We start from the raw sequence: 21,761 nt of genomic DNA, 5'->3' as shown, positions 1-21,761 counted from the left end.
AAAAGGACGGGGGACGGGGATGACCGTTCACCGGGGGCGCTGGAGCCTGGAAGATCGCCTTGAGCGGGGGCTCCGCGAACTGCCCTTCGACGTCCCGCCGGGTACGGCCTCGGTCACGGTCGAGCTGTCCTATGCGGAAGGTGTCATCGATCTGGGGTGCCATGGCCCCGGCGGGTTCCGCGGCTGGTCCGGCGGGGCGCGTTCCCAGTACGTGATAAGCGCCGTCCGGGCGACGCCCGGGTACTTGCCAGGGGAGCTTGAACCGAGCACATGGCACGTCTGGCTCGGGCTCCACCGGATACCGGCTGATCGTCCGGGAATGCACCATCTGGAGAGCCACGAGAGCGAGGTGATCGCACTGTGCGGGTAGCGGATTCCGAGATCGTCGTCGTGCCGCACACGCACTGGGACCGCGAGTGGTACCTGCCGTTCCAGCGCTTCCGGCTCCGCCTGGTGTCCCTGCTCGACGGCGTCATCGACCGGATGGAGGCCGATCCGCGCTGGCGCTTCACGCTGGACGGGCAGATGGCGGCGGTCGACGACTACCTGGAGGTCCGTCCCGAACGGCGGGACCGGGTGGCCGCGCTCGTCCGGGAGGGGCGGCTCGCCGTCGGGCCCTGGCAGATCCTCCACGACGAGTTCCTGTCCTCGGGCGAGAACATGATCCGCAACCTGGAACTCGGGATGCGGAACGCGGCGGAACTCGGTGCCGTGATGATGGTCGGCTACCTGCCCGACCAGTTCGGGCATTGCGCGCAGATGCCGCAGATCCTGAAGCTCGCCGGGATCGAGCACGCCTGCGTGTGGCGCGGCGTCCCCGGCCGCATCCGGACCTGCGCGTTCGCCTGGCAGGCACCGGACGGGACGGCGATCCGCACCCGCTACCTGCCGGAGGGCGGCTACGGCAACGCCGCGTCGATGTTCGAGGAGCCGGGGGAGCCCGGGGGCGGCGCGCCCGCGCCCGGCCGCGTCGCCGGGTTCGCGGCCGCGATGGGCCGCTGGTATCCGCACGGCGGCCCGCTGCTGGCCATGTACGGGGCCGACCACACCGCGCCCGCCGCGGACCTCCCCGACCGGATCGCCGCCGCCGGGTCCGCCATGCGCCTGGACACCCTCGCCGGCTACTTCGCGGGGGAGGACCCGTCCGTGGACGGCCTGCCGCGCGTCCGCGGCGAGCTGCGCTCGCACGCCCGCGCCAACATCCTGCCCGGGGTGATCTCCGCCCGCGTCCGGCTCAAGCAGCTGATGGGACGCGCCGAGCGGCTCGTCGAACGGTACGCCGAGCCGCTGACCGCGCTCTGGTACGCGGGCGACGCGCGCACGTTCCTCGACCTGGCCTGGCGCCGCCTCATCGAGGTGAGCTGCCACGACTCGGTCACCGGCTGCGGCTGCGACGAGACCGCCGAGCAGGTCGCGGCGCACATGGCCGAGGCCGAGCAGCTCGGACGCGCCGTCTGCGACCTCGTCACCGCCGAACTGGCCGCCTCCGCGCCGCTCGGCTCGCACCTGGTGTTCAACCCGACCCCCGCCCCGCGCACCGGCCTGGTCACCCTGGACATTCCGTGCGAAGGGGAGCCGGGGCTGGTGACGGGGGACGGGCGGCCGGTGCCCGTGCAGACGCTGGAGATCGCGCCGACCGTGCTGGACGACGCCGTCCACCCCGCCTCGGAGCTGCCGGTCCTGCTGGAGCGCGTGTACGGGCGGGTGCTGTTCGGGCAGGAGATCCGCGACTGGGCGGTGTCGCACCGGGACCGCGCGCTCACCTTCCACGTGACGTCCCGCGCCGACGTCCCGTTCGACATCGGTGCGGTGCGCGAGGCGCTGCGGGACGCCGAGGGGGAGTGGCGGGTACGCATCCTGGCCGACCCCCGCCGCACGGTCGCCGCGCTCGTCGACGTGCCGCCGCTGGGGCTGACGTCCGTCCGGCCCGTGCCCGCCGCGCGGGCCGGGAACGCTCCAGTGACGGTCCCGGTGACGGTGGACGGGAACGCCCTCGACAACGGCCTGCTGCGCGCCGATGTGCACGCCGACGGGTCGCTCGGGCTGCGCACCCCGTCCGGCCGCGTCGTCGAGGGCGTGGGGCGGATCGTGGACGACGGTGATCTGGGCGACTCCTACAACTACGCGCCGCCGGCCCACGACCGGATCGTCGGCGATCCGCTGACCGTGGACGTGCGACCCGTGCGGGCCGGGCCGCTGGTCGCCGTGCTCGACATCGTCCGGACGTACCGGTGGCCGGCCTCCGGTGACCTGGAGACCGGGACGCGCTCGGACGACGAGGAGCACGTGACCGTCACCACCCGCGCCGAACTGCGCGCCGGTGAGCCGTTCCTGCGGCTGCGCGTCACGTTCGACAACCGCTGCGACGACCACCGTGTCCGGCTGCACCTGTCGCTGCCGCGCCGGGCGGGCTCGTCGTTCGCCGAGGGCCAGTTCGCGATCGTCGAGCGGGGGCTGAGGGCCGAGGGCGGCTTCGGGGAGCGTCCCGTGCCGGCGTACCCCGCGTCCGGGTTCGTCGCCGCGGGCGGCCTCGCCGTCCTGCTGGAGCACGTCACCGAGTACGAGATCTCCGGGTCGGGGCAGGAGATGGCCCTCACGCTGCTGCGCGCGGTCGGCCACCTGTCCCGGGACCGCAACACCTACCGTGACCAGCCCGCCGGCCCGCAGCTCGCGACCCCCGCCGCGCAGTGCCGCGGCGAGCGGGCGGTCGGGATGGCGATCATGCCCTACGACGGCGGACGGCCCGGAACCGAGGTGCTCCGAGCGGCCGAGGCGTACCGCCACGACCTTCTCACCGCCGCCGGATACGGGCACGCCTCCGTGCCCGCCCCGGCGTCCCGGGAGGGCGTCGCGATCACCGGGGACGGCGTGGTCATGACCTCGCTGCGCCCCCGCGACGGCTGGATCGAGACCCGGATGGTCGCCGAATGCGCCGAGCCCACCACGGCCGTCCTGCGCGGCGGCTTCACCGAGGCCGTCCGCGTCGACCTGCGCGGACGCCCCGGCGCCCGGCTCGACGTGCACGCCGGGACGGCGACGCTGGCGCTGCGGCCCTGGGAGATCGCGACCGTCCGGCTCCGGGCGTCCTAACGGGCGTTCCGGCGGGCGGCCTCGGCGGTGCCGCGCTCGCGCTGCGGCCCGCCGGTCGCCCCGGCCGCCCGGACCGCGTACGGCGCGGGCTCGGCGGTCTGCGCCGGATGCGCCGCGGCCGCCGCCATCGCCGCGCCCACGATGCCCGCGTTGTTCACCAGTTGCGCCGGGACGATCTCGGCCCGCACCCCCGTGATCCGCGGCAGGAAATGCTCGGACTTGCGGCTCACCCCGCCGCCGACGATGATCAGCGAGGGGGAGATCAGCGCTTCCAGGTGGGCCAGGTACGCGCTCAGCCGCTTCGCCCACGTGGACCAGCCGAGGTTATCCTCCGTGCGCGCCTTCGCGGACGCGCGCACCTCGGCGTCCTTCCCGTCGATCTGCAGGTGCCCGAACTCGGTGTTCGGGACGAGGACGCCGTCGGTGAACAGCGCGCTGCCGATGCCCGTCCCCAGCGTGAGCAGGACGACCGTGCCGCGCCGGTCGCGTCCCGCGCCGAACCGCAGCTCCGCCACCCCGGCCGCGTCCGCGTCGTTGAGCAGCGTGATCTCGCGGCCGGTGACGTCCGCGAGCAGGGACGCCGCGTCCACCCCGAGCCAGCGCCTGGACACGTTCGCCGCCGACATCGCCACACCGTCGATCACCACGCCGGGATAGGTGACGCCGACCGGCCCGTCCCACCCGAAATGCTCCACGATCCGGGCGAGGACCTTCGCGACCGGCTTCGGCCTGGCCGGGTGCGGCGTGGCGATCCGGAACCGGTCCCGCGTGAACGAGCCGTCGGACAGGTCGACCGGCGCCCCCTTGATCCCCGACCCGCCGATGTCGATCCCCAGCATCTCCCTTGCCATGCCGACACTCTGCCCGATCTTGGGTGCGCTAAGAGCCCTCGACGAATTGCAGGCCGACCACACCGATCAGGATGAGCGCGAGGAACGCCACGCGGATCGGCGATGCGCTCTCGTTGAGCGCGATCATGCCGACCAGCGCGACGCCGAGCGCGCCCACCCCGACGAAGACCGCGTAGGCGGTGCCGACCGGCAGGGTGCGCAGCGACAGCGACAGCATGACGACGCTGAACAGCGCGACCGTGAGGCCGATGACGGTGGGCCAGAGCTTCGTCAGGCCGTCGGACTCCTTCAGGGCCGTCGCCCAGACCAGCTCCATCAGCGATGCGATCAGCAGGAAGACCCAGGCCATACCATGCCCCCATTATCCGGAGAAAACTCCGCTTGAGATTAACCGGAGAATGTTCCGGATACAACCGTGAACCGGAGTGCGCTCCGGTAGCCTGCCCGAGCACATCCCCGGGACGGAGGCCGACATGCGGGACCTGCCGGTCGCGGGCCGCCCGCCCGCCGAACGCGCCGACGCCGCCCACAACCGCCGCCGGATCCTGCGCGCCGCCGCCGAGCTGATCGCCGAGCACGGCGTCGACGCGCTGTCCATGGACGAGGTCGCGCGGACCGCCGGCGTCGGCGTCGGCACCGTCTACCGGCGCTTCGGCGACCGCGCCCGGCTCGTCTACGCGATGATCGACGACCGCGAGCGCGACTTCCAGGCCGCCTTCCTGCACGGCCCGCCGCCCCTCGGCCCCGGCGCGTCCCCGCCCGACCGTCTGCGCGCGTTCCTGCACGCCCTCGCCGACCGCACCGAGGCGCAGGCCGACCTGCTGGTCACGGCCGAGGCCGACCCGCCCGGCGCCCGCTTCCGGGACGGCTCATACGAGCTCTACCACATGCATGTGGCCATGCTGCTCGGCCGGATCCGTCCCGGCGCCGATGCCGCCTACCTCGCCGACGCGCTCCTGGCGCCCCTCGCCGCCAACCTGTTCGTCCATCAGCGGCGCACCCGCGGGATGCCGCTCGACCGCATCAAGGCCGGCCTGGACGCGCTGGCCGACGGCCTGCTCACGTCCTGAACCGGACGGACCGTGACCAATCAGTCCAAAACCTATATCGGGAAGGGGGCGAACCGTCACACTGGGGACGTGAACGACTTTGATCTCCTCGTGCTCGGGTCCGGGCCCGGCGGGCAGCGCGCGGCCATCGCCGCCGCCAAGCTGGGCCGCAAGGTCGGCATCGTCGACCGCCACGAGATGATCGGCGGCGTCTGCATCAACACGGGGACGATCCCGTCCAAGACGATGCGCGAGGCCGTGATGTACCTGACCGGCCTCAACCAGCGCGAGCTCTACGGGCAGAGCTACCGGGTCAAAAACGAGATCACCGTCGCCGACCTCGGGATGCGGACCCAGCACGTCATCGGCCGGGAGACCGACGTCGTCCGCAACCAGCTCGCCCGCAACCACGTCACCGTCCTGCCGGGCACGGGACGCTTCCTGGAGCCCAACGTCATCGGGATCACCGGCGCCGGGGGCCGCGAGCGGAGGGTCACCGCCGACCGCATCGTGATCGCGACCGGCACCCGCCCGGCGCGGCCCGACACCGTCGACTTCGACGACCGGACGATCATCGACTCCGACGGCATCATCCACATGGACCGCATCCCGGAGACCATGGTCGTCGTCGGCGCGGGCGTCATCGGCATCGAGTACGCCTCCATGTTCGCCGCCCTCGGCACCAAGGTCACCGTCGTCGAACGCCGCGAGCGGATGCTGGACTTCTGCGACCTGGAGATCGTCGAGGCGCTCAAGTACCACCTGCGCGACCTGGCCGTCACGTTCCGGTTCGGCGAGTCGGTCGCGTCCGTCGAGCGGATGCCGGACGGGACGATCACCGTCCTGGAGAGCGGCAAGCGCATCCCCGCCGACACCGTCATGTACTCGGCCGGACGGCAGGGCATGACCGGGGGCCTCGATCTGGACGCCGCCGGGCTCACCGCCGACCACCGCGGCCGCATCAAGGTCGACGACGACTACCGCACCGACGTCCCGCACATCTACGCGGTCGGGGACGTGATCGGCTTCCCGGCCCTCGCCGCCACCTCGATGGAGCAGGGCCGCCTCGCCGCCCACCACGCCTGCGGCGAGCCCGTCTCGGAGATCCACGAGACCCAGCCCATCGGCATCTACACGATCCCCGAGATCAGCTTCGTCGGCCGCACCGAGGACGCCCTCACCGAGGCCAAGGTCCCCTTCGAAGTGGGCGTCTCCCGCTACCGCGAGCTCGCCCGCGGCCAGATCATCGGAGACTCCTACGGGATGCTGAAGCTCCTCGTCTCACCGGAGGACCGCCGTCTCCTCGGCGTCCACGTGTTCGGCACCGGGGCCACCGAGCTCGTCCACATCGGCCAGACGGTCATGGGCTGCGGCGGCACCGTCGACTACCTGGTCAACGCGGTGTTCAACTACCCGACCCTGGCCGAGTCCTACAAGGTCGCCGCCCTGGACGCGATGAACAAGATGCGCCACGTCGCCCGCCTGTCCGGCTAGGACGGCCAGAGCAGGTTCTCCAGCTCGGCGTCGATGTCGATGAACTCGCTCTCTTCCCCCGCGGGCACGGCCTGGTAGGTGCGGTGCAGGAAGTCGGCGAGCGGCGACAGCGGCACCTCGAACAGCGCGTCCCCGAACGGGGACGACAGTGCGAGGTTGAGCGCCCCGTCGTCGTCGGCCGGCCAGACCTCGACGTCCCCGTCCCCGACCCGGCGCACGATGCCGACCGTGAGGAGCTCCCGGGCGAAGATCCACTCCACCGGCTCGTCGTCGCCCACGTAGAAGGCCATCCGGATCGCATACGGGTCGTCGGCCGCGTACTCCAGCCCGGCGAGCAGAGGGACGGTCGTGCGGTCGGGGACGACGAGACGAAGGCCCAGCTGCGCTGAGACGGTGGTACTGCTGTTCATGGCCATTCCCTCTTACGTCGGTCCCGCTGGCTCGCGGGTGCTCCGGTGGGTGGTTCTCCCCCTCCCGACATCCCCGCGATCTATGACGCCTAACTGCCTGATCTCGGCGGAACATTCCGGCGTCCCCGGCCTTTGTGATCCATCTCACCGTAGCAAAACCAGCGTCTGACCTGCGCAAAAGCGGATCTTGCGGAACCCTGGAGACGCCCTGCCTGCCCCCAATGCAGGACGAACCGCGCGCTCTCCGACGTCCCGCGAGCTGGGCTTCTCGCCTAAGGTAAATCTGTGGCAATCAATCACGAAAAGGTCGCCCCGCCCCCGGAGAGACCGGGACCGTTCCACCGCTTCCGCGAGCTGGTGCGACGCAACCCGCTCCTCAACACCGCCTGGCGCCTCGGCGTCTTCACCGTCGGCGCGGCCGTCCTCACCGGCGGCCTGGTCATGATGGTCACCCCCGGCCCCGGCCTGCTCGGCATCGTCATCGGCCTGGCGATCCTCGCCACGGAATTCGCCTGGGCCCAGCGCGCCCTCCACCGCGCCAAGACCGCCGCCGACCGCGCCAAGGAAAAGGCCCTGGACCCCCGCAAACGCCGCCGCAACACCGTCCTGGGCACCCTCACGGCCGTCCTCGTCGCCGCCGCCGTGGCCGCCTACCTGGTCGTCTACGGCGTCACCCTCCCCTGGAACATCGACGACCCCACCTTCTGGACCTGACGCCCCCGCGCTCGATGCGCGGCGACCCCCCAAGATGCGCTAGAGTTTCCGACGTCGGCCCCGCCGAGCGGCGGCCACCAGGGCGATTAGCTCAGTGGGAGAGCGCTTCGTTCACACCGAAGAGGTCACTGGTTCGAACCCAGTATCGCCCACCCCTACTCCACAGGCCCTCCCGCACATCCGCGGCAGGGCCTGAGTGATCAACTGGGAGGATTTTGGGAGATCATCTCCCTCCCACCCGAATGAGGCCACAAGAACGCCCTGCTTCTGCTCACGCTGCGTAGTCATGCAGCAGGGGTGGGACGAGGCCTCATCCCACCCCCACCAGCATGACGGGTCGCTAGGCGCTCAAGATCGAGACCGGGACTGAACCCGCCTCTGAGCACTTGCTAAAAGCCCATTGAGCACGGGGACCGGCGAGCTCCCACTGAGCCGGAGCCGTTCCTGCAGCGAGATCTCCCAGCGTTTCTGGAGCTTGGTCTTCAGGTCGTCTCGCATGGTGTCCGAGACGTGGGAGTACACGCCCCGCCGGGCACGGTGTGACCGAGCTGTTCGGCCTGGAGCACCTCCGGAATGGCGTCCTCCAGCATCCAGGTCTTGTGGCTGTGCCGCAGCCCGTGCGGCGTGAGCCCCTCGACGAGCGGCACCTCACCGGCGTCTGAGGACGGGCCCTCCCGCATGTCGGCGGCTCACTACTGGCACCGGGCCGCCATCACGGCATGACCGCGCAGGCGGGCGCCCGCGTTCCATGGCCCCTACACAAGTCGACGGGCGCCGCACCCCTTAGGGGGTGCGGGCGTACGGCGGAGAGCGCAGAACAGGGGTTTGCAGGCGGCGGCGCGCACGTGAGAATTCCCGCAACGGCCCGACTGAGTGAGGGGGAACGGTGCAGGTGGGGAGCGAGACGTGGCCTCCGAGGCTGCGTCCGGTGACCGGGCAGCGGGCGCTGCGCGACGTCTTCGGGAAGTTTCCCAGCGGGGTGGTCGGGCTCTGCGCGCTCGACCCGGACGGGTCCCTCGCAGGTATGGCGGTCAGCTCGTTCACCTCGGTGTCGCTGGACCCGCCGCTCGTGTCGGTCTGCGTGGCCGACTCGTCGCGGACGTGGCAGCGGGTGCGCGGCGCCCGCACCGTCGGGCTGAGCGTTCTCGGGGAGCGTGACGGGGCGCTCTGCAGGGCGCTCGCCAGCCCGGCGGATAGCCGGTTCGACGGCGTCGACTGGACGGCGGGCGACGGCGACGCGGTGTTCCTGCGCGGCGCGGTCGCGTGGCTGGAGTGCGCCGTCGCCGCGGGTGTGCCCGCGGGCGACCATGTGATCGTCCTGCTGGAGGTGCGGGCGGCGAGCACCGTCCCGTGGGAGCGGCCGCTGGTCTTCCAAGGTGGCCGGTTCTGGACCCTGAGCGAGGGCGGCGGCCGGCTCGTCGACCGGCTCGACGGCGCACTGCTGGACGAGATGGTGGGCCTCGCCCAGCACGGGGACGTCGAGCGGGTGCTGACGCTCCCGTGCTGGCAGGTCCGGCGGACGGGCTGACCCGTTGGGCGAGGGGCGAGGGGCGGACGGTCAGGGTCAGGCGGGGGTGCCGAGGGCCTTGGCGAGATTCGGGCGGCGGGACACGTTGAGCTTGCGGTAGACGCGGGTGAGGTGCTGCTCGACGGTGCTGACCGTGATGAACAGCTCGCTGGCGATCTGCCGGTTGGAGAAGCCCGCCGCCGCCAGCGAGGCGACGCGCTGCTCGGCGTCGCTCAGCTCCGCGGTGGGGCCGGCGATCCGCAGCGGCTTGTCCCCGCCGTCGCGGTCCGGGCCGCCGCCGGGCAGCGCCGCGGCGAGCGGCTCCAGCCCGCACTTCTTGATCAGCGGGCGGGCGCTCCGGGCGGCGTCGCGGGCGCCGTCCTCGTCGCGGAGCGCCGTCCGGGCCAGGCTCAGCTCCGTGAGGGCGGTGGCCAGCCCGACGCGGTCGGTCGTCCCCTCCAGGGCGGAGACGGCCTCGGCGAGCAGGACGGCCCGTTCGTCCGGGGCGGCGAGCTCGGCCAGCACTCGCAGCGAGGCGCCGCGGGTCCGGGCGTCCCAGGACATGGTCCGCGCCATCTGCTCCTCCACAAGCGCGCGGGCCCGGTCGGTGCGGCCGAGGCGCAGGCAGGCGCGGGCCGCCTCGCCGCGCCAGGGGACGAGCGCGGGCTGGTCGTTGCCCCAGCCGCGCATTAGGTCGCCGCAGGAGCCGAAGTCGGCGAGCGCGGTCAGATGCTGCCCGATCGCGGCGTGGTAGTGGCCGCGCGCGAACATGTAGTAGAGGCCCGGCAGCGTCTCGAACATGCCGTCGGGCAGCGGGACCCGCAGGAACTTGGCCGCCTCGTCGTAGCGGCCGCAGGCGGTGGCGATCTGGATTGAACTGGACAGCGGCAGGCCGAGCGCCATCCCCCAGCTCCGGTTGGACAGCAGGGTCAGGGAGCGCTGCGCGTGCCCCTCGGCGGTCCGCAGGTCGCCGCGCCGCACGTCGATGATCGAGCTGGTGGTGGACAGCAGCGCCTGCCAGGTCAGCGAGCCGCGCCGCTCGGCCGCCTTCAGCAGGATGTCGATCCACGCCGCGGCGCGGTCCAGCCCCTCGGTGTAGACGAGGACGGCCAGCGCGGTGAGGGCGGGCACCAGGACGGAGTCGTCCAGGCGGGTGCTGAGCAGCACCTGCTCGGCCGCGATGAGCAGGTCGTCGTCCATCTCGCCGCCCGTGATCACCGCGACCTCGACGGAGCGGTCGTCGGGCGGCGCGCCGCCGAGGTCGGCCAGCAGCGTCGGATACAGCCAGGAGCGGAACCGGGACGCCCAGCCGGTCGCCGGCAGCCGGTCGGTGCCGCCGGTGAGCAGCGCGCGCGCCTGCTCCCGCCGGCCGTGCCACAGCAGGTAGGTGACCAGGTCCTCGGTCTGGCGGTCGGTCAGCCGCCCGGCCGCCGCGGCGGCCCGCAGCTCGGGCAGCAGCCGGACGACCTGGAGCGGGTCGACCTGCCATTCGGCGCTGGCCAGCTCCGCGGTGAGCTGGGCCTCGTCCCCGCCGTGCGCGCTCGCGGCCTGGCGGGCCAGCCGCAGGTAGCGGATGGCGCTGGTGAAGTCGCCGTCGTGCTGCTCGTGGTCGGCGGCCTGGCGGAGCACGTCGATCATCCAGCCGGCGCCGACCGTGCCCGCCTCGGCCAGCGGGCGGGCCACCCGCGCAGCGGGCTCCCCGTCCTCGCGCAGCGCGCAGGCCGCGTGCAGGTGCATCGCGGCGCGCTCGCGGGCGGGGACCTTGGCGTACAGGGCCTCGCGGGCGGCCTCGTCGCGGAAGCCGCCGTCCTCCAAAAGGCCGATCGTCTCCAGGCTCTGCAGCGCCAGCGCGATGTCGGCCGGGTCGGCGTCGAGTATCCGGCCGAGCAGGGCGGGTGCGGGCGAGGCGTCCCCGCCGAGCACGGCGACGGCCCGCGCGCAGTCCACGACCGCGGGATGGGCGCGGTGCAGGCACTGCCAGACGGCCTGGACGTAGTCGTTGCCCGCCACCGCGTGCGGCCGGGCCGGGCGGGCGGCGCGGGTGTCGGCGACCAGGGCGTCGAGCAGCAGCGGGTTGCCGCCGCTCAGCCGGTGGAACGCCTCCAGGCAGTCGTCAGGGACGGCGGAGCCGAGCCCGCGGGTCACGATCCCGGCCACCGCGGGCGCGGCCAGCGGGCGCAGCCGGATGTGCCGGCAGTGCGGCTGGCTGCGCAGCTCGGCGGTGAAGGACGCACGCTCGTCCAGCGAGCAGGACGACAGGGTCAGCACGACCACGATCGGCGACGTCTCTAGCCGGCGGGTGAGGTGGAGGAGGGAGCGCAGCACCGCCTCGTCGGCGTGGTGGACGTCGTCCACGCCGATGACCACGGGCGCCTCGGCGGCGAGTTCGTGCACCGGCTTCCACATGCGGTGCAGCGCGGAGCTGGACAGGGCCGGGTCGCCATCCGCGGGGAGCTGCACCGGCGGGCCGGACGCGGCGGGCAGCCGGGGGTGTCGTGCTAACTGCCCGAACAGTTCCGGAACGCCGTTCTCGGTGCGCGCCGCGGTGGCGCTGATGAACACCGCCCCCTGCTTTTCCGCATGGTCGGCGAACGTCCGCAGCAGGGTCGTCTTGCCGTAACCGGTGGGTCCGGTGATCACCGCCACCCGGCCCCTGCCCTTCAAGCTCGCGGAGAGAAGGGAGGACAGTACGGCCAATTCCGCTTCACGTTCCACGTTCAAGTCACCCCCGTGGTGCCAAAAGAACAACTGGACTTGTCGCTTTGCGGGGATTGACGCTGAGTCTCTCATCGGCTCGGCGGGACGGGCAAGGACGTCCGCCCTCGGACCGGGAGGAATCCTCGGGCGGATGGCGGGGCGTCCAGGTATTATCTGCCGCCCGCGCGAATCAGCGGTGCAGCCGCCGCACCTCGTCGAGCCGTGCCAGCCCGTCGAGCGCCACTTCGGTGTCGAGCCCGAAGTCGATGAGGCACGCGAGGTCGTCCACGCCGATGTCGGCGAGGGTGGTGACCATCTTCGCCGCGTCCTGGACGGTGCCGAACAATCCTCCGGTGTCGAAGTAGCGGTCGAACGAGCGGGCGACGAGGAAGTCCAGATCGGCCGGGGTCAGCCGGTCCAGGTCGACGCCCGGCATGTCGGCGCTGATCGCCCGCGCGAACAGCCCGATGGAGCTGCGCAGGTACGCGCTGAACGGGGCGCGCACCAGCTCCCTGACCTCGTCTCGGTCGGTGCCGATGTAGGTGTGCAGCATCAGCGCGACGGTGCCGCGGTCGCCGCCGTGGTGCGCGGCGTGCGCGTCACGGTAGACGCCGATCTTGCCGGCCAGCGTGTCCAGGTCCTGCCCCAGCAGGTGGGTGAGGATGCCGATACCCAGCTCACCGGCCTTGCGGAAGGTCTCCTCGGAGCCCGCGCTGGTGAGCCAGACGGGCAGCTCCGGCTGCACCGGCGGCGGGTAGATCCGTACCGCCGAGGTGGCGCCGGTGCCGTCGGTGAACTCCAGCTCCTCCTGCCGCCACAGCCGCCGCACGGCGTCCACGGTGTCGATCAGCACCTGCTTGCTGTCGCGGAAGTTCTCCGCCCGAAGCGCGAAGTCGACGGCGTTCCACCCGGACGCGAAGGAGATGCCGACTCTGCCCCCGGACAGGTTGTCGACGACCGACCATTCCTCGGCGATGCGCACGGGGTGGTGCAGGGGCGCGACGACGCTGCCCGCGCGGAGCGCGACGCGCTCGGTGATGGTGGCGAGGGCCGCCGAGGTCACCGCCGGGTTCGGATAGAGCCCGCCGAAGGAATGGAAATGACGCTCGGGCGTCCAGATCGCCGTGAAATCGTTCGCGTCGGCGAACCTGGCCCCCTCCACAAGGAGCTGATATCTGTTGTCTGCGGCGATTCCGGTGTCGGCGAAATAGAACAGACCGAAGTCCACGGCTATGGCCCCCTTAAAGGTGGATCGCTATTTTCTGACCGGCCGACCGTGATCATCGGCTGCCGAATCGAGCGCTTCTCACTCGCCGCTCTGCAAGATAACTCGTCGATCGACTCGGCGAACCCCTATGCCGCCCCCTATCCGGGGCGGCGGCGCCCCCTATTAATGCCCGGTCGATTGTTGTGGTGCTGCTCGACCGATTTCTGTTCACACTCGTTCACGTTTCGGTCACCGGCGGCGGCGAATCGGCCGGACCGCCTGGGCGGGCGGTCCGGCCGATCCCCGGAGCGGCGGACCCGTCGGGGTCAGTCCGCGACGCCGGTGCCGAGGCGCGCGTCCTGGGGGTCGTCGGCGGCCGCTCTGGTGTGGGCCGCGGCCGGGCTCTTCTGGCCGCGGGGCATGAGCAGGATGGTGATCGCCGCGCCCAGCAGCGCCACACAACCGCTGGTGATCGCGGCCGCCCCCATGCCCGTGCCGAACGCGTCGGTGGCCTGGGCGGCGAGCTGCTGGCCGTTCTGGCCGAGCCGCGCGGTCGTGGCGAGCGCGCTGCCCAGCGAGTCGCGCACCTGCGACCGGTCGGCGGCCGACAGCCCGGCGAGCGACGGCAGCGCGCCTTGGTAGGCCGAGGTCATCGCGGTGCCGAGCACCGCGACGCCGATGGCGCCGCCGACCTGCAGGGCGGTGTCGTTGACGGCGGACGCCGTGCCGGCCTGGTGCGAGGGCGCGTTGGCGAGGATGCCGTCCACCGACGGCGGGATGGAAAGGCCGATGCCGAAGCCCATGACGGCCAGGCTGACCAGCACCGTCGTCTCGGCGGTGACGTCGGCGGTGGACAGCGCGAACGCGCCCGCCGCGATGATCAGCAGGCCGGTGATGATGGTCAGCTTGTCGCCGATGGCCTTGACCACGTAGGGCGCCAGCGGCGAGGAGATGATCAGCGTGCAGATCGCGAGGATGCGCAGCCCGGACGACAGCGGGTCGTGGTGCCGGGCGATCTGGAAGTACTGGGTGAGCACGAACAGGCTGCCGAATAGCGCGAACGCCTGGCAGGTCAGGGCGGCGGCGGAGCCGCTGAAGCGACGGTTGGCGAACAGCGACAGCGGCAGCATCGGGGTGCCGGTACGCGCCTCCCAGGCCACGAACGCGACGAGCAGCACCACGCCGGCGATCAGCCCGACCAGGGTCTGCGCGCCCGTCCAGCCGTGCACCGGGACCTCGATCAGCCCGTAGACCAGCAGGACGAGCCCCGCGACGGCGAGCACCGCGCCCACCGGGTCGAGCCGGTTCGGCCGCTCCGTGCGCCAGTAGGGGATCAGCAGCATCCCGGCGGCCAGCGCGATCGCCACGACCGGCACGTTGATCAGGAAGATCGAGCCCCACCAGAAGTGGTCCAGCAGCAGCCCGCCGATCACCGGGCCGAGCGGGATGCCGATCCCGGCGGCGCCCGACCAGACGCCGATGGCCTTGGCCTGCTCCTCGGGCGGGAAGATGTGCTTGATGATCGCCAGGGTGGCGGGCATCACCATCGCCGAGCCGAGCCCCATCCCGGCGCGGAAGCCGATCAGGGTGGCGGGCGTCCCGGCGAATGCGGCGGCGACGGAGAAGCCGAGGATCAGTACCAGCCCGCCGAGCAGCATCGGTTTGTGCCCGAGACGGTCGCCGAGGGTGCCGGCGAGCAGCAGCAGCCCGCCGAAGGTCAGCGTGTACGCGTCGACCGACCATTGCATCTCCCCGACGGTGGCGCCGAGATCACTCTGGATCTTCGGCACCGCCATGGCGATCACCAGGGCGTCGAGCCCGCTGATCACGAGGCAGAGGCTGAGGACGGCCAGGGTCAGCCATCGGCGTCGGTAAACGGTGGCGGCATCCATGACTGGCGGATCTCCTGACGGACGTTAGTGCGGGATTCGTTTGGTCGTGCGGGTCGTTCGGCCGCGCGGTGGTGCGGACGTGCACGTCATGCATGTCGTTCATGGCTTCCCCGCGGGCACGGGTTCGGGGGTGCCGAGCCCGCGGACGGTCAGCTCCACCAGCTGGCGCAGCCGCCGGTGCAGCTGGTCGGGCGTGCCGTCGGCCTGGCTGATCCCGACGACCGCGTCCAGCAGCAGGTCGGCGCACTCGTAGGCGGTCATGCCGGGGGCGAGCCGGTCCGGGCCGCCGACCGCGGCGGCGAGCAGGTCCGCGACGAGGGCCGCGAACCGGTTCTTGAACGACAGCATCAGGTCGGGGGCGATCACCCCGGCCTCGGTGAGCAGCTCGGCCCGGTGCCCGGCGCCGACCGAGCCGAGCACCGTCCGCAGCTTGACCGCCAGGGCCGCGTACAGCTGGTCGGCCAGCGCGCCCTCGGCCGCGGCGGCCTCCCGCGCGCTGCGCAACACCTCGTCGAGCATGTGGGCGCCCATCGCGCGGAAGACGTCCTCGCGCCCGCTGAAGTGCTGATACAGCGCGGGCCGCGAGATGCCCGCCGCCTTGGCGATCATTTCCATGGACGTGCGCCGGTAGCCGTAGCGGCCGAAGACCGTCATGGCCGCGGTGAGGATCTCGACGCGCCTGTCCTCGGCCGGCTTCTTGCTTGTCATGCTGACACTGTGACGTCAGAATGTCATTTTGTCAATCGCCGTCCGGCGGCGGCCGGGATCCGCAGGCCGCGCAGCCCGCCGTCGATCACGTGCACCGTCCCGGTGGTGGCCGCCGACAGTGGCCCGGCCAGGTGACAGATCGCCTCGGCGACCTCTTCGGCGGTGATCAGCCGCCCGTTGGGCTGCCGCGCGTGCACCGCCGCCAGGGCCGCCTCAGGGTCGGGCGCGGCCGCGAGCTCGCGGCGCACCCAAGGGGTGTCGACCGGGCCGGGCGCCACGCAGTTCACCCGGATCCCCTCGGCCAGCAGGTCGGCGGCCATCGACAGGGTCAGCGAGTACACCGCACCCTTGGACGCGCCGTAGACGGCCCCGCCCGGCATTCCCACCAGCGCGGTGATCGAGCAGGTGTTGACGATCGCTGGGCTCCGCCCGGCCTTGGCCGACTTGCGCAGCCACGGCATGGCCGCCCGGCTGACGCGGACGAGCCCGAGCACGTTCACCTCGAAGACCCGCCGCCACTCGTCGAGATCGTTGTCCTCGAACGAGCCCCTGGCGAGCGTCCCGGCGTGGTTGACCAGGACGTCGATGCCGCCGAGCCGCTCGGCCGCGGTGCCAACGGCCGCCGCGACGCCGTCGTCGGCGAGGTCGCCGCGCACCCCTATAAGGGGGTCGGTGGCGGCGGACGGGTCGAGGTCCACGCAGGCGACCTCGGCGCCGCGCGCGGCCAGCGTGCGCGCGGTGGCGAGGCCGATGCCCGAGCCGCCGCCGGTCACCAGCGCCGTCGCCCCGGTGAACGGGGGGGCGTGGTCGAAAGCGGCGACGGTCATGTCCGCCGGCCGGTCACGGGGAAGCTGCCGAAGACCCCGGCCTTGGTCTTGCCGGTCATCTCGTCGCCCGCCACCTGGACGGTGAACGTCAGCGTGATCCGCATCGGCTTGCGCACCTTGAGCTTCCAGGACGCGGTGTCGCCGTCGAGCGTCCCGCCGATGATCTCCGGGACCACCTCGCGGCCCTCGGCGGACCCGGTGCCGGTCAGCCCGTCGCCGTCCGCCTTAATATCGAAATCGAACTCCTGCTTTCCCATGGCGCTGTCGAGAGTCAGATGCCAGGTGCCGTCGAGGCCCATTCTCTCCCCTTAATTCACGCTCGTCCGAGGCGGACTGAATTGAGTCCGGCAGGACGGAGCGTAGGTGTGCCGGGGGAGGTGGCAGAAGCCCCTACCAGCCCCTACCGGCGCGATAGGAGGTGGAATCGCGGCAGGCAGCCGACGTGGATAGGGGTTCCGGTTCGCGGAACCGGGTGCGAGCCTTGAGCTCGATTCACGCATGCCAATCGGATTAAATCAAGAGGGGACATGGGACAGCCTGCGGCGTACAACGTCCTTCGGGGTTCCACTACGGGGAACCTCATTCTCGCATCCGACTTCTCCGCCACCACGGGCCGAACCGTGGGATCCTTCAGCGACCTGATCCCCAAGGTCGAGACCGGCTGCGCCGTCTGGGAGACCGCGCCTCCCGACCCCGCCGACAATACGGCGCGCGACCACCTGGACCGCTGGACCGCCGACGTCCGCGCGTCGGGGCACAGGGTGACCGCCGTGCTGGGCTACTGCGTCGGCAGCGTGTTCGCGGCGGGCCTCGCGGCGCGCGTCGCCACCTGGCAGGACGCTCCGCGGCTGATCGTGTTCGACCCGGAGCGCCCGCACCCGGAGCTGCTGCACCGGCACTACTGCGACGCGATCGGCGCGCTGGCCGGGTTCTTGCGGCCGGGCCGGGCCGACGCGGCCCGCGCCGACGGCGACCGGGCCTTGCATGAGATATCTAACATGCCGGATCTGGCCGTCGCGCTGAGCGATCTGGTCGTCGCCTACGGCGAACCGGCCCTCACCGGTGTCGGGCTCGCCGCAGACCGCACCGCCGAGCTGCTCGGCGGCTTCCGCGCCTTCCTGTCCTACCTGGTGTCGGCCGCCGAGCTCGACCCGCGCGAGGGCTGGGCCACCGCGACCGCCATCACCTCGGCGACCCAGCACAACGGCCTCAACACCCTGCCGCCCGGCCAGCGGGACGGCACCGTCGCGCGGGAGATCGTCTTCGACCTGCCGCACGCCGAACTGCTGCGCGACGCGAACGTCGTGGCGGCCGTCAGCGACCTGCTCGGGGAGGTGGACCGGTGACCGCGCCCGTCCAGAACGCGCCCGCCGCACGGCCCGCCACCGTCCGGGAAGAGGCACTGTGGCTCCTCGACCGGATGGTCCCGGGCGTGCCCAACAACCTGGCTTTCGCCTTCCGCGCCGAGGGACGGATTTCGCTGCCCGCCGTCCGCGCCGCGCTCACGGCGTTGCTGCGCCGCCACGAGTCGCTGCGCACCGGCTACCGCGCCGAGGGCGCGAAGCTGACCCGCACGGTCCTGCCGGTGGAGGAGGCCGACGCCCCCGAGGTGCTTCGGCTGACGTCCGCAGGGGGCGAACCGGAGGACGAGTTCGCGCCGTTCGTCGCGCGGCCCTTCGAGATGACCGGCGCGCCGCTGCTGCGGGCGGGCCTGCTGGTCGGGCCGGACGGCGACGCCCTGTGCTTCGTCGTCCACCATCTGGTCTTCGACGCCACGTCCATCCCGGTGTTCGTCGAGGAGTTCGCCGCCGCCTACGAGTGCCTGGCCGCCGGGCGGCCGCTCCCGCCGGCGCTGGCCGCCGTGGCGCCCGCGCTGCCCGACCCGCCGGTCCGGGCGAAGAGCGAGGAGTACTGGCGGGAACAGCTGGCCGGGCACGCCGCCGCGCCCGCCGCGCTGCGCTGCGGGCGCGCCGACGTCCCGGCGCCGACGCTGGCCGGTGACCACCTGGTCCGGGCGCTGCCGGAGTCCGCGGTCGCGGCCGTCCGCCGTCTCCAGCGCACGGTCCGCGCGCCGGAGACGGTCGTGCTGCTGGCGGCCTACCTGCTGATGCTCGACGCGCACGGTGCCGGGCCCGACCTCGTCGTCGGCGTCCCGGCCAACATCCGGCCGCAGGACGCGCCTCGCGCCATCGGCTACCACATCAACGTGCTGCCCCTGCGGATGCGGCTCGACCCGGGCGAGAGCGTCCGGGACTTCGTGCGCCGCACCCGCGACGGGTACTTCGACGCGCTGACGCACGCCGACGTCCCGGTCGACGAGCTGACCCGCCGCACCCGCCGCACCGGCGACACCTGGCGGAACATGCTTTTCCAGCACGCCTTCAACTACGTGGAGGGCTTCGGCGTCCCGGCGTTCGCGCTGGCCGGCACCAAGGCCGAGCCGCTGCACCTGGAGAACGGCTCGGCGAAATTCGACCTGGAGTTCTTCGTCATGTCCGCCCCGGACGGCATCCGAATCCGCGTGGTCTACCGCTCGGAGCTGTTCGATCGGGACGACGTCGAGCTGATGTACGAGCGCTTCGAGCACCTGTTGCTCGCGCTGGAGAGCGACCCGGACGCCGCCGTCGGCGCCCTGCGGGCGTGGGGCGAGCGCGACCGGTCCGTCATCGGCGCGGCCAACGACACCGCCGCGGACGACGCCCCCGCCGTGCTCACCTCCGTGCATGCCCGCGCCGCCGCCGACCCGGCGGCGACCGCCCTGGTCGACGGCGACCGTGTGGTCACCAGGGGCGGGCTCTGGACGGCCGCGCTCGCAGTCCGCGACGCGCTGGACGGTGCCGGGCCGGGCGACATCGTCGCGGTCGCGGCCCCTCGCGGCCCCGAACTGGCGGCGGCCGTCCTGGGCGTGTGGCTGACGGGCGCCGCCTACCTGCCGCTCGACCCCGACCACCCCGCCTCCCGGCTCGCCTACCAGGTCGACGACTCCGGCGCCGGGACGCTGCTGTGGTCTGGGAAGCGGCCGGACGTCGAGGTCCCGCGCGCGGTGGAGGTGCCGCCGGTCCCAGCGACGGGCACGCCCGGCCCTGTCCCGGACGAGGACCCGGACGCGCTCGCCTACCTGATGTACACCTCGGGTTCGACGGGACGCCCGAAGGGCACCCTCGTCGGCCGCCGCGCGCTGGCGAACCTCGTCGCGCACTTCGCGGACGAGCTCGGCGCGGGCGACGGTTACGCGATGGTCTGGCTGACCACGTTCGCCTTCGACATCTCCGGCCTCGAGCTGCTGGTGCCGCTCGCCTCGGGAGGTCACGTCGTGGTCGCGCCCGACGAGGCGCGGCTGAACGGCCGGGCCCTCGCCGACCTCCTCACCCGGCACCAGGCCGACGCCGTCCAGGCGACGCCCACTACCTGGCGGGCCGTGCTGGACGACGCGGGCCAGGCCCTCGGCGGACGGCAGGCGCTGTGCGGCGGCGAACCGCCGCCGCCCGAGCTGGCCCGCCGCCTCCTCGACACCGGCTGCGAGCTGCACCACGTCTACGGCCCGACCGAGACGACGATCTGGTCGACCTCGGCGGTGCTGTTCGGCCCCGTCGACCGGCAGGTGAACGTGGGCCGGCCCATCCGCGACACCCGCGTCCACGTACTGGACGACCGGGACCGGGAGCTGCCGATCGGCGTGTGGGGCGAGCTGTGCATCGCCGGCGCCGGGCTCGCCGACGGCTACCACGGCCGTCCCGAGCTGACCGCCGAGCGCTTCCCGGACGTCCCCGGCCTCGGCCGTGTCTACCGCACGGGGGACACCGCCTTCTGGCACGCGGACGGCAGCCTCGTCCTGCTCGGCCGCGGCGACCGGCAGATCAAGCTGCGCGGCAACCGGATCGAGCTGGGCGAGGTCGAGGCGACGCTCGCCGAGCACCCCGCTTTGCGCGCGGCGGCCGTCGTCCTGCACGGCGACCCGAGCGCGGACGGAAGGCTGATCGCCTACGTCACCACGGCCGGGACGCCGCCGGAGCCCGAGGAACTGTGGCGGTGGGCGGCCGAGCGGATGCCGCGCTCGATGGTCCCGGCGCGGTTCGCGGTGGTCGAGGCGTTCCCGACGACCGCCAACGACAAGGTCGACTATCCGGCGCTCACGCGGCTCGCGGGGCAGGAGGAGGAGGCAGCCGCCCGTCCGGCCGCCGCGCGTTCGGACGCGGGAGACACGGGCGGCGACGAGCTGGTGACGGAGCTGCTCCGGCTGTGGCACGACCTGCTCGGCGTGCCCGACCCGGAGCCCGGCACCAACTTCTTCCTCAGCGGCGGCGACTCGCTTCAGGGCGCGCTGCTCGGCCAGCGGGTCGAGGAGCTGACGTCGGTGGGACTGCCGCTTGCCGAGATCTTCGAACATCCGACGCCCCTGGCTCTGGCCGCCCGCGTGCGGTCGGAGCTCGCCAAGCAGGACCCGGCGCACGAGTGACCGGATCCGGTGGAGGAGACGACGCATGAAGTACCAGGTTCTGGGGCCGGTCCGGCTGGTGGACGGCGGCACCTCGCACATCGTCCGGGCCCAGAAGATCGAGACAGCCCTCGCCGCGCTGCTGGTCTGCCCGAACCAGGTGGTGTCGACCAAGCAGCTGATCAGTGAGATCTGGGACGAGGAGCCGCCGCTGCGGGCCGTCCCGGCCCTGCACGTCTACATCTCGCAGCTCCGCAAGCTGCTGTCGCGGTTCGGCGCGCCCGCCGGCCCGATCGTCACCCAGGCGCCCGGCTACCTGCTGCGCGTCGACCCCGCCGACGTCGACTACCTGGTGTTCCAGGAGCACGTCAGGACGGGCCGGACGCTGCTGATGCGGGAGCGCTGCGAGGACGCCCTGGCGGTGTTCGAGCGCGCCCTCGGCCTCTGGCACGGGCCCATGCTGAGCGGCCTCACGCTCGGCCCGATCGGCCGCAGCCTCGTCGCCCGGGTCGAGGAGACCCGGGTGGAGTGCCTGGAGATGGACGTGGAGGCCAGGCTGATGCTCGGCCGCCACCGCGAGGTGGTAAGCCCCCTGTACGGGCTGATCAACGACTATCCGCTCAACGAGGTCTTCTACGAGCAGCTCATGCGCGCCCTGTACGGCTCGGACCGCCGCGCCGACGCGCTGCGCGTCTACCGCATGGCTTGGGAGACCCTCGACCGGGAGCTGGGCCTCGAACCGGGGCGCAAACTCCGTGAGGTCCAGCGGACGATCCTGGCGCGCGACGCCGGAAGGGTCCGCGTCGCGGGCTGACCGCTTTTCTGTGGGAGTAGGCCGTGGGCCCGGGAAGATCCCCGGGACCACGGCCTTTTCCTTGCT

The 21,761-nt window shown here is 72.5% G+C and carries 19 protein-coding genes and 1 tRNA gene; 10 read left to right on the top strand and 10 right to left on the bottom strand.

Going from position 1 to position 21,761, the window contains the following annotated elements; all coding sequences use genetic code 11:
* Nucleotides 1-19 precede the first annotated feature (19 nt).
* Both ACQP1N_RS20625 and ACQP1N_RS20620 read left to right on the top strand, forming a co-directional pair.
* The gene (locus ACQP1N_RS20625; protein ID WP_433226035.1) at nucleotides 20-370 is read left to right on the top strand and encodes a hypothetical protein; all 351 of its coding nucleotides are present in this window, start codon (nucleotides 20-22) and stop codon (nucleotides 368-370) included.
* Nucleotides 361-3,090 (top strand): alpha-mannosidase, encoded by a 2,730-nt coding sequence (locus ACQP1N_RS20620; protein ID WP_433226034.1) that lies wholly within the window; start codon nucleotides 361-363, stop codon nucleotides 3,088-3,090. Before ACQP1N_RS20625 ends, ACQP1N_RS20620 begins: the two co-directional genes overlap by 10 nt.
* Here ACQP1N_RS20620 and ppgK read toward each other — a convergent pair.
* Both ppgK and ACQP1N_RS20610 read right to left on the bottom strand, forming a co-directional pair.
* Complete coding sequence (gene ppgK, locus ACQP1N_RS20615) at nucleotides 3,087-3,941, bottom strand: polyphosphate--glucose phosphotransferase (protein ID WP_084263302.1); 855 nt, start codon at nucleotides 3,939-3,941, stop codon at nucleotides 3,087-3,089. The genes ACQP1N_RS20620 and ppgK overlap by 4 nt on opposite strands.
* 28 nt (nucleotides 3,942-3,969) lie before the next feature.
* Complete coding sequence (locus ACQP1N_RS20610; RefSeq protein WP_067803967.1) at nucleotides 3,970-4,290, bottom strand: DMT family transporter; 321 nt, start codon at nucleotides 4,288-4,290, stop codon at nucleotides 3,970-3,972.
* Between the two features lie 76 nt (nucleotides 4,291-4,366).
* Here ACQP1N_RS20610 and ACQP1N_RS20605 point away from each other — a divergent pair, with 76 nt between their 5' ends.
* Both ACQP1N_RS20605 and sthA read left to right on the top strand, forming a co-directional pair.
* The gene (locus ACQP1N_RS20605; protein ID WP_433226031.1) at nucleotides 4,367-5,011 is read left to right on the top strand and encodes a TetR/AcrR family transcriptional regulator; all 645 of its coding nucleotides are present in this window, start codon (nucleotides 4,367-4,369) and stop codon (nucleotides 5,009-5,011) included.
* A 69-nt stretch (nucleotides 5,012-5,080) separates the two neighbouring features.
* On the top strand, nucleotides 5,081-6,484 hold the full coding sequence (sthA, locus tag ACQP1N_RS20600) for a Si-specific NAD(P)(+) transhydrogenase (RefSeq protein ID WP_067803965.1): 1,404 nt from the start codon (nucleotides 5,081-5,083) through the stop codon (nucleotides 6,482-6,484).
* Here sthA and ACQP1N_RS20595 read toward each other — a convergent pair.
* Complete coding sequence (locus ACQP1N_RS20595; RefSeq protein ID WP_067803963.1) at nucleotides 6,481-6,894, bottom strand: SsgA family sporulation/cell division regulator; 414 nt, start codon at nucleotides 6,892-6,894, stop codon at nucleotides 6,481-6,483. The genes sthA and ACQP1N_RS20595 overlap by 4 nt on opposite strands.
* A 285-nt stretch (nucleotides 6,895-7,179) precedes the next feature.
* Here ACQP1N_RS20595 and ACQP1N_RS20590 point away from each other — a divergent pair, with 285 nt between their 5' ends.
* Complete coding sequence (locus ACQP1N_RS20590; protein ID WP_433226028.1) at nucleotides 7,180-7,608, top strand: TIGR02611 family protein; 429 nt, start codon at nucleotides 7,180-7,182, stop codon at nucleotides 7,606-7,608.
* Nucleotides 7,609-7,688: 80 nt separating this feature from the next.
* Nucleotides 7,689-7,760, top strand: a tRNA-Val gene (locus tag ACQP1N_RS20585).
* Between the two features lie 330 nt (nucleotides 7,761-8,090).
* Here the strand turns inward: ACQP1N_RS20585 and ACQP1N_RS20580 are convergent.
* Nucleotides 8,091-8,288, bottom strand: a complete 198-nt coding sequence (locus ACQP1N_RS20580) for a hypothetical protein (RefSeq protein ID WP_067798247.1) — start codon at nucleotides 8,286-8,288, stop codon at nucleotides 8,091-8,093.
* A 206-nt stretch (nucleotides 8,289-8,494) separates the two neighbouring features.
* Between ACQP1N_RS20580 and ACQP1N_RS20575 the strand changes: the two genes are divergently transcribed.
* A complete protein-coding gene (locus ACQP1N_RS20575) occupies nucleotides 8,495-9,136 on the top strand; it encodes a flavin reductase family protein (RefSeq protein WP_207394097.1) in 642 nt (213 codons plus the stop codon).
* A 36-nt stretch (nucleotides 9,137-9,172) separates the two neighbouring features.
* On the opposite strand, the gene ACQP1N_RS20570 is transcribed toward ACQP1N_RS20575, so the two are convergent.
* The 6 genes from ACQP1N_RS20570 to ACQP1N_RS20545 all read right to left on the bottom strand — a co-directional run bounded on the left by ACQP1N_RS20570 (nucleotide 9,173) and on the right by ACQP1N_RS20545 (nucleotide 16,745).
* Nucleotides 9,173-11,830: an AAA family ATPase gene (locus ACQP1N_RS20570; RefSeq protein WP_165488403.1), complete on the bottom strand. Its 2,658-nt coding sequence runs from the start codon at nucleotides 11,828-11,830 to the stop codon at nucleotides 9,173-9,175.
* A gap of 172 nt (nucleotides 11,831-12,002) precedes the next feature.
* Nucleotides 12,003-13,040 (bottom strand): MupA/Atu3671 family FMN-dependent luciferase-like monooxygenase, encoded by a 1,038-nt coding sequence (locus ACQP1N_RS20565; RefSeq protein ID WP_067798253.1) that lies wholly within the window; start codon nucleotides 13,038-13,040, stop codon nucleotides 12,003-12,005.
* Between the two features lie 305 nt (nucleotides 13,041-13,345).
* Complete coding sequence (locus ACQP1N_RS20560) at nucleotides 13,346-14,911, bottom strand: MFS transporter (RefSeq protein WP_067798256.1); 1,566 nt, start codon at nucleotides 14,909-14,911, stop codon at nucleotides 13,346-13,348.
* Between the two features lie 99 nt (nucleotides 14,912-15,010).
* Entirely contained in the window at nucleotides 15,011-15,619 is a 609-nt protein-coding gene (locus tag ACQP1N_RS20555) for a TetR/AcrR family transcriptional regulator (protein WP_067798259.1), read from the bottom strand.
* 23 nt (nucleotides 15,620-15,642) lie between these two features.
* Nucleotides 15,643-16,446 carry an SDR family NAD(P)-dependent oxidoreductase gene (locus tag ACQP1N_RS20550; RefSeq protein WP_433226024.1) on the bottom strand — a complete coding sequence of 268 codons (804 nt, stop codon included), beginning with the start codon at nucleotides 16,444-16,446 and terminating at the stop codon, nucleotides 15,643-15,645.
* Nucleotides 16,443-16,745 carry a hypothetical protein gene (locus ACQP1N_RS20545; RefSeq protein ID WP_067798265.1) on the bottom strand — a complete coding sequence of 101 codons (303 nt, stop codon included), beginning with the start codon at nucleotides 16,743-16,745 and terminating at the stop codon, nucleotides 16,443-16,445. The genes ACQP1N_RS20550 and ACQP1N_RS20545 overlap by 4 nt, the downstream gene beginning before the upstream one ends.
* Before the next feature lie 321 nt (nucleotides 16,746-17,066).
* Between ACQP1N_RS20545 and ACQP1N_RS20540 the strand changes: the two genes are divergently transcribed.
* From ACQP1N_RS20540 to ACQP1N_RS20530, 3 genes are read left to right on the top strand one after another with little or no spacing between them, the layout of a single operon-like run.
* Nucleotides 17,067-17,792, top strand: coding sequence for a hypothetical protein (locus ACQP1N_RS20540; protein ID WP_433226021.1), 726 nt, complete (start codon nucleotides 17,067-17,069; stop codon nucleotides 17,790-17,792).
* Nucleotides 17,789-20,902 (top strand): non-ribosomal peptide synthetase, encoded by a 3,114-nt coding sequence (locus ACQP1N_RS20535; RefSeq protein WP_433226019.1) that lies wholly within the window; start codon nucleotides 17,789-17,791, stop codon nucleotides 20,900-20,902. Before ACQP1N_RS20540 ends, ACQP1N_RS20535 begins: the two co-directional genes overlap by 4 nt.
* 25 nt (nucleotides 20,903-20,927) lie before the next feature.
* Nucleotides 20,928-21,695, top strand: coding sequence for an AfsR/SARP family transcriptional regulator (locus tag ACQP1N_RS20530; protein WP_067807996.1), 768 nt, complete (start codon nucleotides 20,928-20,930; stop codon nucleotides 21,693-21,695).
* Nucleotides 21,696-21,761 lie beyond the last annotated feature (66 nt).

Origin of the sequence: Actinomadura formosensis (genome assembly GCF_050948385.1) — a bacterium.
Taxonomy (GTDB): domain Bacteria; phylum Actinomycetota; class Actinomycetes; order Streptosporangiales; family Streptosporangiaceae; genus Spirillospora; species Spirillospora formosensis.
This window is presented reverse-complemented; position numbering and strand designations above follow the sequence as displayed.

Excerpts from the sequence above, each read along its gene's own strand:
- ACQP1N_RS20625 (WP_433226035.1), top strand. The coding sequence starts at position 20 with ATGACCGTTCACCGGGGGCGCTGGAGCCTGGAAGATCGCCTTGAGCGG.
- ppgK (WP_084263302.1), bottom strand. The coding sequence starts at position 3,941 with ATGGCAAGGGAGATGCTGGGGATCGACATCGGCGGGTCGGGGATCAAG.
- ACQP1N_RS20610 (WP_067803967.1), bottom strand. The coding sequence starts at position 4,290 with ATGGCCTGGGTCTTCCTGCTGATCGCATCGCTGATGGAGCTGGTCTGG.
- ACQP1N_RS20595 (WP_067803963.1), bottom strand. The coding sequence starts at position 6,894 with ATGAACAGCAGTACCACCGTCTCAGCGCAGCTGGGCCTTCGTCTCGTC.
- ACQP1N_RS20580 (WP_067798247.1), bottom strand. The coding sequence starts at position 8,288 with ATGCGGGAGGGCCCGTCCTCAGACGCCGGTGAGGTGCCGCTCGTCGAG.
- ACQP1N_RS20560 (WP_067798256.1), bottom strand. The coding sequence starts at position 14,911 with ATGGATGCCGCCACCGTTTACCGACGCCGATGGCTGACCCTGGCCGTC.
- ACQP1N_RS20555 (WP_067798259.1), bottom strand. The coding sequence starts at position 15,619 with ATGACAAGCAAGAAGCCGGCCGAGGACAGGCGCGTCGAGATCCTCACC.
- ACQP1N_RS20550 (WP_433226024.1), bottom strand. The coding sequence starts at position 16,446 with ATGACCGTCGCCGCTTTCGACCACGCCCCCCCGTTCACCGGGGCGACG.
- ACQP1N_RS20545 (WP_067798265.1), bottom strand. The coding sequence starts at position 16,745 with ATGGGCCTCGACGGCACCTGGCATCTGACTCTCGACAGCGCCATGGGA.
- ACQP1N_RS20530 (WP_067807996.1), top strand. The coding sequence starts at position 20,928 with ATGAAGTACCAGGTTCTGGGGCCGGTCCGGCTGGTGGACGGCGGCACC.